Origin of the sequence: Kitasatospora humi (assembly GCF_020907985.1) — a bacterium.
Classification (GTDB): domain Bacteria; phylum Actinomycetota; class Actinomycetes; order Streptomycetales; family Streptomycetaceae; genus Kitasatospora; species Kitasatospora humi.
Genome location: NZ_JAJJPA010000009.1, coordinates 124,967 through 136,861 on the forward strand (window position 1 = coordinate 124,967; position 11,895 = coordinate 136,861).

The window sequence follows — 11,895 nt, forward strand, 5'->3', positions numbered from 1 at the left end:
CTTCCGGTCTTTCCCTTCCGCCCGCGGGCGAGGGGAGGCTGGGGTCATGACGACTTCACAGAAGACTGCTCTGATCACCGGTGCGAACAAGGGCATCGGCAAGGAAACGGCGCGCAGGCTCGCAGCCCTGGGCATCACCGTGCTGATCGGCGCCCGCAACGCCGAACGTGGCGAGGCGACGGCCGAGGAGCTTCGCGCCGACGGCGCCGACGTACGGTTCGTACCGCTGGACGTCACCGACGAGACCTCTGTCCAGGCCGCCGCCAAGCACATTGACGCCACGTTCGGCCGCCTCGACATCCTCGTCAACAACGCCGGGATCGCCGCCGGACCGCAAGCACCAAGTGAAGCCTCCGCCGCCACCGTTCGGCAGGTCTACGAGACCAACGTGTTCGGCGTCATCGCGGTGACCCACGCCATGCTCCCCCTGCTCCGCCGCTCCGCCGCCGCGCGCATCGTCAACATGTCCAGCGAACTCGGCTCCCTCGCCCACATGGCCGACCCGGGCAGCCCGTGGTCCGCCTACACCTCGATCCTCCTCCCTTACTGCAGCTCGAAGAGCGCGCTGAACGCGATCACCGTGCTCTACGCCAACGAACTGCGTGCCGAAGGGATCCTGGTCAACGCGGTGAGTCCCGGCTACTGCGCGACCGACCTCAACCGCCACACCGGGATACGCACGGCGGAGGAGGGCGCGGCCGTCGCGGTCGACCTGGCGACCGCGGGCGAGGACGGCCCGACGGGCGCCTTCCTGGCCGAGGACGGGCCGATTCCCTGGTGAGACCATGCCGCCCGAAGCCTGCCGGGGTGCTTTTCACCGGCCTCTTGCGCGGCGCCCTCCCCACGGGCAGCGCCCTGATGAGCCGTCAGGCGGCTGGGCGCGGGGCTTACCCGGCGCGACAGGAAGACTCGCTGGCGACCATCGCTTCACGCGGCGGCTGCGCCGTCTCCTCAGCCACCCCAGTCACACCATTAGCGATCTACGGCTACCGTACTAAGGAGTCCAACCCATGAACGACACCGTCCAGCCGACCGAGTCGAGCGCGCCCGTGGTCGTCCTGGTGCACGGAGCCTTTGCCGACGCCTCCGGGTTCACGGGCGTGATCCGCGAGCTGACGGCCGTCGGGCACCGCGTCGTTGCGCCGCCGAACCCCTTGCGGGGTCTGGCCGGTGACGCGGCCGTGGTCCGCGCGGTCGTCGGTGGCATCGACGGCCCCGTCCTGCTGGTGGGGCACTCCTACGGCGGTGCCGTGATCACGCAGGCCTCCGCCGGCCTCGACAACGTGGCGGGTCTGGTCTACCTCGCCGCGTTCGGCCTCGACGAGGGCGAGAGCTGCGCCGGCCTCGGTGCCCCCTTCCCGCCCTCGATGCTGGCCGAGACCGTACGGCCGACCTCCTACGAGGCGTACGGCGCCGCGGGCGGCCCGGACCTGTACATCGACGCGGACGGCTTCCACGAGTCGTTCTGCGCCGACCTTCCCGCCGAGCTGGCCCTGGCCATGAGCCTCGCCCAACGGCCGATCGCGGCGGCGGCGTTCGCTGAGGAGGCCACCGGGGCCGGTTGGAAGACCATCCCGTCCTGGTACCAGATCGCCCGGCACGACAACGCCCTCTCCCCTCAGGCACAGCGCTTCATGGCCGAGCGGATGGGCGCGACCACTGAGGAGGTCGACGGCTCCCATGTGGCCTTCATAGCCCAGCCGCGCCGCACGGCGGACCTCATCAAGGCGGCGCTGAGCAAGCTCTGAACCGACCTGGCAGGGCAGAAAGGCCCTGGCGCAGGAGCCCCCTACGCGCCGGGCCTTCCGCGCCCAGCTACGCGATACGCCGGGCCGCTGGGAGTCGCCGTCCCCCCAGCGCCGGTTTTCGTTCCGATGTTCCCCCGAGGCCCACGCCAGCGCGGCTGCACCAGCCGGACGAGCCGCTCACCGCCGAGGACATCGAGCTGGCGAGCCGCTGGTCGCCCAGCGCGCCCATCTCACCGCCGCCGACCGCGAGGAGGTGCGACCGTGATCCCGGGGCCGCGTCGGGTCAAGGGCGGCGCGGGCCGGGGATCACCGGGAGCCGCCTTCGCTCTGGGCGGGGATCGCGGTGCGGCCGGCCTTGCGCAGCTCCCGCAGGTCGGGGATGTGGTTGTAGCGGGTGCCGGGGCTGACGCCGAGGAGCTTGGCGATCGAGGTGATCGACTGCTCGGGGTTGGGCAGCAGGGTGCGGGCGGCCTGGATGACCTCGGGAGTGGCGACGACGGGTCGGCCGCCGACGTTGCCGCGGGCGCGGGCGGCGGGCAGGCCCTCGCGGGTGCCGGAGACGATCAGCTCGCGGATGAACTCCGCCAGGGCGGCGGAAGACGTGGAAGATGAGCCGGCCGCCGGGGGTCGTGGTGTCCAGGCGCTCGTGCAGTGAGGTGAAGCCGATGCCGCGGCTCCTCAGTTCGCCGACCATACAGGGGAACGGGTCGGCGCGTGCGGCTCGCCTGGGTGTCGGCCCGCCTGTCGTCTGATAGGCACTGTTCCAGGTGGCGCCCTCTTGCTCCCAGAGCCGGCGGCCGAATGGCGTCTCCGCGTTCGAACCCCGCGCCGTGACGGCGCCTGACACGACAGTCGAGGGAGAGACCATGGGTTGGACACTCACGCGCCGGGCGACAGCGTCAGCGGCTCTCGCCGGAGCGATCGCCATCGTCTGCACGGTGCTGCCGGCGGCCCATGCCGGAACGCGGACGGGCGGTGAGCAGGCGTCCGCGACCGTGGCGGCGCAACGGTCCGGTTCGCCGACGCCGCGTCCCCCGTACCTCCCTCGGGACTTCCGCGGGAAAGGGAAGTGGGTTGTCCGGGACCTGGGCGTCACGGTCCCGTTCACGTGGGAGGGGAGGAACGGCGACAGCCAGATGATCGCCGGCGGCCCGCAGTACCCGATCTGGTTCACCAACCTGATCTACCACGGCACGCTCTACACGCTGACCTACAAGTGGCCCGGTCTGACCGAACATCCCTGCTCGCGGATCCCGGGCTTCGACCTCGACCAGTTGAACCAGGCATTCCAGGGCGCACGGTTCGTCGGGCGGGAGATCCTCCAGCGGAGCCCGAACCGGTACGTGAACCACTGGAGGGTCGGCGTCGTCCAGCCGAAGCTTCCTCCGGGGAATTTCCCTCGCTTCCCCCTCGGACTGGGCGACATCTACGTAGACCAGGACGATCGGAGTACGTTCTGGCAGGTGCTGCAATTCGGCGTCCAGAACCTCTACGACCCCGAGCTGGACGAGTGGCTCGTGATGGACACGTTCGAGCACGAGCCCGGTGCGGTCACGCTTCCCGAACGCTGCTCGTCGTGATCAAGCCGGCCGTGTCCCCGGCTCGCGTCACGAGCATGAGGGGGGACCCTGCACGGTCGCGGAGGATTCCTGGGCGGTGAACGCCATGGCGTGCCATGATGCGTGCTGCGTGCTGCGTACTGCGTGCTGTGAGGCGGGTGGCGCGCGTGATCGATGCGATGGCGGACCAGGGGTGGATGATGGCAGGCAGCGAGGACTGGATGCGTACCGGTGCGCCGGACGGGCGGCCGATACCGGCGCTGCGCTCGGACGTGGCGCACTCCGCACGCATCTACGACTTCTTCCTGGGCGGGAAGGACAACTTCCCGGCAGACCGGGAGGCCGCGGCGGAGATCGCCGAAGTGTGGCCGAGCCTGCCCGTCTCCATGCGTGCCAACCGGCAGTTCATGCGGCGTGTGGTCCACCACCTGGCCGCTGAGCACGACGTCCGCCAGTTCCTGGACCTCGGAACGGGCCTGCCCACCGAGCCGAACCTCCATCAGGTCGCACAGGCCGTGCACCCGGACGCCCGCGTGGTGTACGTGGACAACGACCCGCTGGTCCTCGTGCATGCCCGGGCGCTGCTCACCAGCACACCCGAGGGCCGTACCAGCTACGTCGACGCGGACCTGCACGACGCCCGGGCCATCGTCGCCTCGTCGCAGGTGCGTCAGATCCTCGACCTGGAACAGCCGGTGGCGGTCAGTCTCTTCGCCATCCTGCAGTTCGTCACCGACGAGGACGCCGCCCGGGCCATCATCCGGGAGCTGATGGCCCCCCTCGCCTCCGGGAGCCTCCTGGCGCTGTCCACCGTCACGGCGGACAGCAACCCGAAGGAGGTCACCGAGGGGCTGGCCGTCTATGCCGCGCGCGGGATCCCGGAGCGGGCCCGCAACCGGGCGGAGGTGGCGGCGCTCCTCACCTCCGCCGGGCTGGAAGTCCTCGACCCCGGGGTGCAGTTGGTGCACCGCTGGCACCCGGACGGGGAGTCCGCCGCGCTGCCCGACGAGCACGTACAGATGCACGGGGCTGTCGCGCGCAAACCGTAGCCGAGCCAGTCCGAATGCTCGCGGGCATCAGGGCGGTGGGCCGCCAGCTCCTCTGCCGCCCGTTCGACCTCCTCGAACCCGGCGGAGACGGCGTTCTCGTTCAGCAGTCCCAGGCCCAGGCCGAGCCGGATCTCACCACGGACCTCCTCCGGTAGCCGGCAGTCGTCGAGCAGTCGGCACAACAGCCGGGCGTGGGTGCGGAAGTCAAGGCTGAAGGTGGCGAGCCCGGCCAGCGCCAGGGCCGCCCTGGACCGCGCCTCGCCCTCCAACTCCGACCGGTCGAGCACTTGGTGCAGCAGGCGCGCGGCCGTGCCGCCGTCGCGGACCGCGATCGCCTGGTACGCGGCCTCCTGCGCCCGCAGCAGCCGGCCGGCCAGGTCGCCGGAGGCGAGGGTGTGGTGCGCGATCTGCACCAGCGGGACCGGAGCGCGGCCCTGGAGCACCTCGATCGCGCGCCGGTGCAGCCGGAGCCGGGGGCCGGGGACATGCTGGTAGGCGACCTGCTGGGCGAGCGCGGGGCTGGGCGAAGGCCGGTCAGCAGGGTCCGGCGCCGGGGCCGCCGAGGTGGAACGAGGTGGGGGTGACGCGGCCGGCGTCGTAGAGGGCGGGGCTGGTGGCGGTGACCGAGAGGTCGGAGCGGTCGGTGGCGCCGAGCAGGTGGTAGTCGGATATCCAGCCGGAGCCGCCGCTGGTGCCGAAGCGGCCGTCGCCCATCTGCTCGCAGGTGCTGTCGGCGGCGTGGGCCACCTCGCCGAAGGCGGTGACCACCTGGGCCCGCGTGTAGGTGCCGTTCCAGAGGGAGCCGGGGAAGTAGCCGACGGCTTGCTCGTCGTAGAACACCCACCAGTCGCCCGCCAGGTTCTGGATCGAGAACCTGGCGGCCGCGCCGGGCCGAAGCGCCATGCCGGCCTTGGCGGTGTGCGAGACCTGGACGAAGCCGCAGGCGTTGTAGCAGCTCTCCGCACCGCCCACCCAGTGGTAGACGAAGAGGTGCGGCAACAGATCGCCGTTGAGCCCGAGGTCGACGGTCCAGCCGATCTCCACGGTGGACTTCTGGTCGGCGGACTGCAGGGCCAGTTCCTGCAGCGAGTGCGAGTCGGTGTCGCCGGGCTTGATCGCCGGTGCTGCCTGCAGCATGCGGACCGTGGCGCCGGCGGTGTCGGTGGTCTGACGTCCGGACACGTAGTCGTAGCAGGCGCCGAACCAGCAGACCGGGCCGCTGCCGTTGACCAGCGGCGGTTGCCCGAGCGGGGCGGGTGCGGGCGCGGCGGTCCGTGCCGTGCCGGCGGAGCCGACGGCCGCGGCGGGGGCCGTGGCTGCGGTGGCGAGCACGCTGAGGGCGGCGGCGAGCGCGGTGGCGCCGCTGATCAGGGCCTGGCGGATGCGCATGGGGGTTCCGTTCCGGTGCATGAGTGGGGCACGGCTGGGGGAGCGGCGAATTAAGCACCGCTGTAATTCTGATTAAGTGCCAGAGTTACAACGGCGGTTAAGCTAGTGCCGCCGGCGCGGTCCGGCAATAGGTCCCGCGGAACAACCTCTACGGATGTGACACCAGTGAACGAGCCGACCGATCCGCCGGCCATCGGTCGCCGGGTGCTCCGGCTGCGCACCGAGCGCGGCCTGACCCAGCGCGCCCTGGCCGCGCCGGACTACACCGCCGCGTACATCTCCACGCTGGAGGCCGGCAAGGTGCGCCCCTCCGAAGCAGCGCTGCGTTACCTGGCCGACCGGCTCGAGGTGAGCTACGAGTTGCTGGCTACCGGCCGGCCCCCGCAACTGGCCGGCGAGCTGCGGCTGCGGCTGGCCGAGGCTCGCCAGCTGCTCTGTGCCGGCGAGCCGGCCCGGGCCGCGGAGGACTACCGGGAGCTCGCCGCCGAGGCCGAGCGGCACGGCCTGGCCGAGCAGCAGGCGGCCGCGCTGCTCGGGCTCGGTGACTGCGCCCTGGACCTCGGGGAGTTGGACCGGGCCATCGAATCCTTCCAGCGCTGCGAGGAACTGCTGCGGCAGGCGCCGCTGCCGCAACGGGTGCCGGCCCTGCGCGGCCGGGCGGTCGCCCACCTGCTGGCCGGCGACCTGCGCTACTGCTGCTACCTGCTGGAGAGCACGATCGACCAGCTCAACACCGGTGGCTTGGCCGACCCGCACGCCCTGCTGCTGCTCTACTCCGCGGTGATCGCCCCCTACATGGACCTCGGCGCGCACCGCCGCGCCGCCCAGGCCGCCGAACTCGCGCTGGCCCTGGCCCCCCGGGTCGACGACCCGGCCCTGGTGGCCCGGTTGCACCGCGGGGTGGCCCGCACCCTGCTGGCCGAGGGCCGGGTGTCCGAGGCGGAAGCCTCGCTGGCCAAGGCCGAGGAGCTCTACCGGCAGTTGCGGATCGGCACCGAACTCGCCCACTGCCACTGGATGCGCGGCTACCTGCGGGCCCAGGACGGCGACCTGCCGGCCGCCGAGCGCGAACTGGGGCTCGCCCGCGAGCTGCTGGCGCGCGGTCAGGCCACCCTCTACACCCAGCAGATCGACGTCGAACTGGCCGACGTGCTGCGCCGCGCGGGCCGACCGGATGAGGCCGCGGCGCTGCTCACCGATCTGCTCGACGCGCTGCACCCGGGCCGCGGTGCGGTGCACGCCGGTGCGGCGCACCGGCTGCTCGGTCGGATCGCGGAGCAGCGCGACGACCCGGCCGGGGCCGAAGCCCACTACCGGGCCGCCCTCGACCTGCTGGCCGATGCCGGCGCCGCGGCCGACCTGGCCGACCTGTGCCGGTTGCTCGGCGACCTGCTGCGCCGCACCGGGCGGTTGGAGGAGGCGCTGGACACCTACCGCAGCGGGCTGGGGCACCAGGCCGCGCCGGGCACCACCACCCTCGGCCCGGCCCCGGCCGCACCGCCGTTCTGAGGTCACGGGGCCGGCAAAGGCCGGTGGGCCCGGATGGTGATCCGGGCCCACCGGGGGCGTGCCGAGCTCGGCCGGCGCGGGACCGGGCCACGTCGCCGCGGTACCCGCTCGCCGATCCGCTCGGCGGTCTCGGCGTCGAACAGGTCCAGCGCATAGGTGAGGCTGCCCCACATGCCGACCGGCGTCTCACCGAAGATGAAGTTCAGATCGAACTTGGCCGGTGCCTGCCCGCCGGCCAGCGGCGCGGCGGTCAACCCCGGCAGCTCCAGCACCGGCTGTGCGTTGTTCTGCAGCGAGAGCATCACCTGGAAGAGCGGGTGCCGGGCCATCGAACGGGCCGGCGCCAAGTCCTCGACCAGGCGCTCGAACGGAACGTCCTGGTGGGCGAACGCCCCGAGGCCCGCCTGGCGCACCCGCCCGAGCAACTGGCGGAAGGTCGGGTTGCCGGACAGGTCGGTGCGCAGCACCAGGGTGTTGACGAAGAAGCCGACCAGGTCCTCCAGGGCCTCGTCCATCCGGCCGGCGACGGCGGTGCCGATCGGGGTGCCGAAGCCGGCGCCCAGGCGGGAGAGCAGTACGGCCACCGCGGCCTGCAGCACCATGAACACCGTGCCGTTCTCCGCCCGCGCCAACCCACCACACCGCGGTGCAGTTCGGCGGGCACGGTGAACTCGACGGTGCCGCCGCGGTGGCTGGCGACCGCGGGGCGCGGGCGCACGGCGGGCAGCGCCAGCTCCTCCGGCAGATCGACCAAAGTGGACCGCCGGTAGGCGAGTTGTTCGAAGAGCACGCTCTGCGGGTCGCTCTCCTCGCCGAGCAGCTCGCGCTGCCAGAGCGCGTAGTCGGCGTACTGGCCCGGCAGTTCCTCCCAGCCGAGAGCCGACTTGGCCAGCCGGGCGGCGTAGGCGGTGGACACGTCCCGGCTGGGAGCGTCACCCACCTGACGCCGCCCGGTGACTTCCACCTGGTGCGCAACGCCACCAGTGGCAAGGTCGTCTCACTGCACGTCTACGGCACCGACGTGAGCGCGCGCGGCACCAGCATCCGGCGCGCCTACGACCTGCCGATCCAGCCCCCGCCGACCGCCGACGAAGGACCGGTGCTCCCACCCGCGCCGTCCTGACCCGGCGGGCCGCTACTCCGGCAGGCGCCGGAGCCGAGCCTTCCACTCCCACCCGGACGGGAACCCACCCGGACGGGAGCCGGCCTCCACTCCCACCCGGACGGGAACCCACCCGGCCGACCGCTACTGCTCCTTCCGGGCAAGCAGCCGGTACGCGTTGGCGAAGCCGAACCGCCCCGCGCCGCGCGCCAGCAGCCGGTCCAGCACCGCGGCGCCCAGCAGGGCCGGCGCGCCCGCCAGGAAGACCGCGGTGCGCAGCAGGCGGCGTGCGCGGCCGGGCGGGTTGCCGGTCAGCCAGGGGGCGTTCTCGCGCGGGGCCAGTGCGTCCAGCGCCAGCCAGCCGGCGGCCAGCAGGTCGATCGGATCGTGCGGCTCGCGGTGCTGCTCCAGCACCACCGTGAAGCCCAACTCCCCGAGCCTGGCCCGCAGATTGGCCAGCGGCGCCAGGTGCAGATGCTGCGGTTGCAGCCAGGGCAGCCACCAGCGGCCGAGCAGCCTGGCGTAGCGGCTGCGCGGGTCGGGCACCTCGATCAGCAGCAGGCCGCCTGGGCGCAGCGCCTGCCGGGCGGCCGCCAGTTCGCGGGCCGGGTCGGTGCTGTGCTCCAGGTAGTGGAACATGCTCAGCACGTCGTAGCGCCCGGCCAGCCCCGCTGCCAGCTCGGGGAACGAGCCGCGGTAGCCGTGGGCCAACCTGCCCTCGCGCTCGGCCACTTCGACTCCCTCGCTGAGGTCGAGGCCGTCGAATTCGGTGCCGTTGAACAACTCCCGTGCGGTGGCGCAGAAGTGGCCGTGGCCGGTGCCGACGTCCAACCAGCGCCCCGGCTCGGCGATGAACGGCAGTACGCTGCGGGCCCGGCCCCGGTAGACCGACGTCCGGGTGCCGAACAGGCCGGCCAGCCGCTGCTCGCCGAGGCCGTCGTAGAAGTCGCGGTAGTAGAACGCCAGGCCGGTGTCGTTGAGCCGGGGGTTCTGGAAGACGTGCTCGCACTCCTGGCACTGCTCCAGCACGAACCTGCCCGGCTTGTGCTGGAGCAAGTCGGTGGTGCGCAGCCGCACCCGCAGCCGGGTGGCGCCGCACCACGGGCAGTCGGTGCGCCGCGGGTGGAAGAACCGGTCGGTGCCGTCGGCCAGTTCGGCCTGGTAGCGGGGGCGCAGGGCGGCGATCAGGGGTTCGGTGCTGGTCATGGGGCCTCCTGCCGGGCTGGGATGAGGAGCCGTTCGAGCTCGGTGGCGGCCGCCGCCGAGCCGCCGGCCGCCCGGAACGAGTCGCCGATCCGGCGGGCCGCCGTGCGGTAGGCGGGCTCGCCGAGCACCGTGTCCAGGGCCTGGCCGAGCCGCGCGGCGTCGGTGCGGCCGAACCGCACCCGCAGGCCGGCGCCGGCGGCGGTCACCTGGGCGGCCACCACCGGCTGGTCGTCCCGGATCGGCGCCACCACCAGCGGCACCCCGTGCCAGAGCGCCTCGCAGACCGTGTTGTGGCCGGCGTGGCAGACCACCAGCGCGGTGCGGGCCAGCAGCTCCAACTGCGGCACGGCGCGCGCCACCAGCACGTCACCGTCCGGCGCAGGATCGCCGAGCACCCCGCCCGGATCGACCAGCACGCCCTGCACGCGGTCCGCCCGGTCCCGCAGCGCCTGCCGAGCGGCCGCCAGGAACGCGGCGCCCGCGTCGGTGTTGGCCGTGCCCAGCGAGACCAGCACGGTGGCCCGGGCCGGATCCAGCCACGGCCAGGGGAACGGCGCGCCGGCGGCCCGCGCCGTGATCGACGGCCCGACGAACCGGACCGGCCCCGCGACCGGATCGCCGGCCAGCTCCCGGGTGGTGAAGGCGAGCACCTGGTGCGGCGAGAACCGCGGGTCGCCGGTGGCTCCCGGGTCGCCGAGGCGGTCGCGCAGTTCGGTCAGCCGGTCGCGGATCCAGGCCGCCACCAGCGGCATGCCGTCCAGCGCACCGGTGAACTCGGCGGAGGTGGTGGCCGAGGTGACCCACGGCAAGCCGAGCCGTTCGGCGACCAGCGCGCCCGCGAGCGCCTGCTGATCGACCACCAGCAGGTCGGGGGCGAACCGCTGGACGGCGGTCTCGATCCCGGGCGCCATCGCCTCGGCCAGCGGAACCAGGAAGCCCTCCCAGAGGAACTTCAGCGCCCCCGGGCCCCGCAGCTCCGGCGGCCGCACCGCCGCCTGCCCCTGCGGGCCGGCGGCGCAGCGGAAGACCTCGGCCGTCGGGCCGGCCAGCGGCCCGATCACCTCCGGCAGCCCGGCCCAGGCGATCCGGTGCCCGCGCGCTGCCAGCTCGGCCGCCACCCCGACAGCCGGATTCACGTGCCCGACCAGCGGCGGGACGACGAACAGGAACCTGCTCACCGTGCGCTCCGCTGCAGATCGCAGGCGGCGGCACCGCGCAGCACCACACCCTGCTCGCGCAGCCAGTCGAAGGTGAGCTCCAGCACCGCGTCCGGGGCCTCCACCAGCACCGAGTGCTCCTGGCCGGAGACGAAGGCGCTGCGGCAGCGCGGCAGCAGCCCGTCCAGCCAGGCCGCCTGCTCGACCAGGTCCGACTCCGTCCCGTAGACGGCGAGCACGGGGCAGGCGATCGCGGCCAGCCGCTCCTCACCGGGCAGCAGGCTCGCCGGGATGTCCCGGGCCAGCGAGGTGACCGCCAGCAGCCGGCCGGCCGAGCGGGCCAGCCGGGCCGTGTGGGCGCCGCGCTCGGCGGCCACCCAGGCCAGCGTGCTGGTCCTCACCAACTCGGTCTCGGCGCGCCGCAGAATGCCGTCCAGCTTGGCCGCCCAGGCCGGGGAGGCGGGCTCCGACTCGATCGCCAGGATGCTCGCCACCCGGTCGGGGCGCTGCTCGGCGAGGCCGAACGCCACCGTGCCGCCGAACGAGTTGCCCACCAGGTGGACCGGTCCGGCGGGGAACGAGTGGTCCAGCAGGGCGGCCAGGTCCGCGACGAAGCGCTCCAACCGGTAACCGGTGTGCGGGCGTCCGCTGCGGCCGTGGCCGCGCTGGTCGTACATGAACACCTCGGCTCCCGCGGCGGCGAGCGCGGGCGCCATGGTGAAGTAGAAGCTGGCCAGGCTGTCGGTGAGCAGCCCGTGCACCAGCACCAGGGTGGCGGCCGGCGGTCGGCCGTCCGCCGGGCTGAGCCGCTGCACGTGGAACGGCAGCCCGTCGATCTCCAACACGGCCACCGGTCAGCTCCGTTCGGCGGCTTCGGGCCGCAGTCGCGCGACCACGTACTCGACCAGCCGGCCCACCGTCAGGCCGATGATCTCGTCGAGCTCCATGCCCGCCAGGAACTCGGCGAAGTTGATCCGCTCGCCCCAGCGCTCCTGGAGCTGCGCGGCCAGCGTCACCAGGTCGATGCTCTCCAGTTCGAGGTCGTCGGTGAACCGGGAGTCCATGGTGACCTCGGACTCGTCCAGGCCGTACTCGTCGAGGACCGCGGCCAGCATCCTGGTGATCTCGGCCAACACCTCCTGCTCGCCGGGAGGTTGCCGGTCCATGGTCTGCGCA

At 73.1% G+C, this 11,895-nt stretch carries 12 protein-coding genes; 6 read left to right on the forward strand and 6 right to left on the reverse strand.

Annotated elements, in window-relative coordinates; genetic code table 11:
• The first annotated feature begins 46 nt into the window (after nucleotides 1-46).
• From LN042_RS12420 to LN042_RS12440, 4 genes are all read left to right on the forward strand, one after another.
• Entirely contained in the window at nucleotides 47-781 is a 735-nt protein-coding gene (locus tag LN042_RS12420; RefSeq protein WP_230051210.1) for an SDR family oxidoreductase, read from the forward strand.
• A 229-nt stretch (nucleotides 782-1,010) separates the two neighbouring features.
• Entirely contained in the window at nucleotides 1,011-1,748 is a 738-nt protein-coding gene (locus LN042_RS12425) for an alpha/beta fold hydrolase (protein WP_230051211.1), read from the forward strand.
• 938 nt (nucleotides 1,749-2,686) lie between these two features.
• A complete protein-coding gene (locus LN042_RS12435) occupies nucleotides 2,687-3,328 on the forward strand; it encodes a hypothetical protein (RefSeq protein ID WP_230051212.1) in 642 nt (213 codons plus the stop codon).
• A 146-nt stretch (nucleotides 3,329-3,474) separates the two neighbouring features.
• Nucleotides 3,475-4,356, forward strand: coding sequence for an SAM-dependent methyltransferase (locus LN042_RS12440; protein ID WP_308191798.1), 882 nt, complete (start codon nucleotides 3,475-3,477; stop codon nucleotides 4,354-4,356).
• Between the two features lie 534 nt (nucleotides 4,357-4,890).
• Here LN042_RS12440 and LN042_RS12445 read toward each other — a convergent pair.
• On the reverse strand, nucleotides 4,891-5,745 hold the full coding sequence (locus tag LN042_RS12445; protein WP_230051213.1) for a neprosin family prolyl endopeptidase: 855 nt from the start codon (nucleotides 5,743-5,745) through the stop codon (nucleotides 4,891-4,893).
• Between the two features lie 165 nt (nucleotides 5,746-5,910).
• Here LN042_RS12445 and LN042_RS12450 point away from each other — a divergent pair, with 165 nt between their 5' ends.
• Complete coding sequence (locus tag LN042_RS12450; protein ID WP_230051214.1) at nucleotides 5,911-7,254, forward strand: tetratricopeptide repeat protein; 1,344 nt, start codon at nucleotides 5,911-5,913, stop codon at nucleotides 7,252-7,254.
• 2 nt (nucleotides 7,255-7,256) lie between these two features.
• Here the strand turns inward: LN042_RS12450 and LN042_RS12455 are convergent, their stop codons facing one another.
• On the reverse strand, nucleotides 7,257-7,886 hold the full coding sequence (locus tag LN042_RS12455) for a condensation domain-containing protein (protein ID WP_230051215.1): 630 nt from the start codon (nucleotides 7,884-7,886) through the stop codon (nucleotides 7,257-7,259).
• Between the two features lie 14 nt (nucleotides 7,887-7,900).
• Between LN042_RS12455 and LN042_RS12460 the strand changes: the two genes are divergently transcribed.
• Nucleotides 7,901-8,377 (forward strand): cupin domain-containing protein, encoded by a 477-nt coding sequence (locus LN042_RS12460; RefSeq protein WP_230051216.1) that lies wholly within the window; start codon nucleotides 7,901-7,903, stop codon nucleotides 8,375-8,377.
• Between the two features lie 123 nt (nucleotides 8,378-8,500).
• Here LN042_RS12460 and LN042_RS12465 read toward each other — a convergent pair whose 3' ends face one another.
• The 4 genes from LN042_RS12465 to LN042_RS12480 are packed head-to-tail and all read right to left on the reverse strand — an operon-like array spanning nucleotide 8,501 to nucleotide 11,885.
• Nucleotides 8,501-9,562 carry a class I SAM-dependent methyltransferase gene (locus LN042_RS12465; protein ID WP_230051217.1) on the reverse strand — a complete coding sequence of 354 codons (1,062 nt, stop codon included), beginning with the start codon at nucleotides 9,560-9,562 and terminating at the stop codon, nucleotides 8,501-8,503.
• Nucleotides 9,559-10,740: a glycosyltransferase gene (locus tag LN042_RS12470; RefSeq protein ID WP_230051218.1), complete on the reverse strand. Its 1,182-nt coding sequence runs from the start codon at nucleotides 10,738-10,740 to the stop codon at nucleotides 9,559-9,561. Before LN042_RS12470 ends, LN042_RS12465 begins: the two co-directional genes overlap by 4 nt.
• Nucleotides 10,737-11,570, reverse strand: a complete 834-nt coding sequence (locus LN042_RS12475) for an alpha/beta fold hydrolase (protein ID WP_230051219.1) — start codon at nucleotides 11,568-11,570, stop codon at nucleotides 10,737-10,739. The genes LN042_RS12470 and LN042_RS12475 overlap by 4 nt, the downstream gene beginning before the upstream one ends.
• A gap of 3 nt (nucleotides 11,571-11,573) precedes the next feature.
• Nucleotides 11,574-11,885, reverse strand: coding sequence for an acyl carrier protein (locus LN042_RS12480; RefSeq protein ID WP_230051269.1), 312 nt, complete (start codon nucleotides 11,883-11,885; stop codon nucleotides 11,574-11,576).
• Nucleotides 11,886-11,895 lie beyond the last annotated feature (10 nt).

Coding starts and splice junctions, on each gene's coding strand:
- LN042_RS12445 (WP_230051213.1), bottom strand. CDS start 5,745: ATGCGCATCCGCCAGGCCCTGATCAGCGGCGCCACCGCGCTCGCCGCC.
- LN042_RS12480 (WP_230051269.1), bottom strand. CDS start 11,885: ATGGACCGGCAACCTCCCGGCGAGCAGGAGGTGTTGGCCGAGATCACC.
- LN042_RS12465 (WP_230051217.1), bottom strand. CDS start 9,562: ATGACCAGCACCGAACCCCTGATCGCCGCCCTGCGCCCCCGCTACCAG.
- LN042_RS12420 (WP_230051210.1), top strand. CDS start 47: ATGACGACTTCACAGAAGACTGCTCTGATCACCGGTGCGAACAAGGGC.
- LN042_RS12425 (WP_230051211.1), top strand. CDS start 1,011: ATGAACGACACCGTCCAGCCGACCGAGTCGAGCGCGCCCGTGGTCGTC.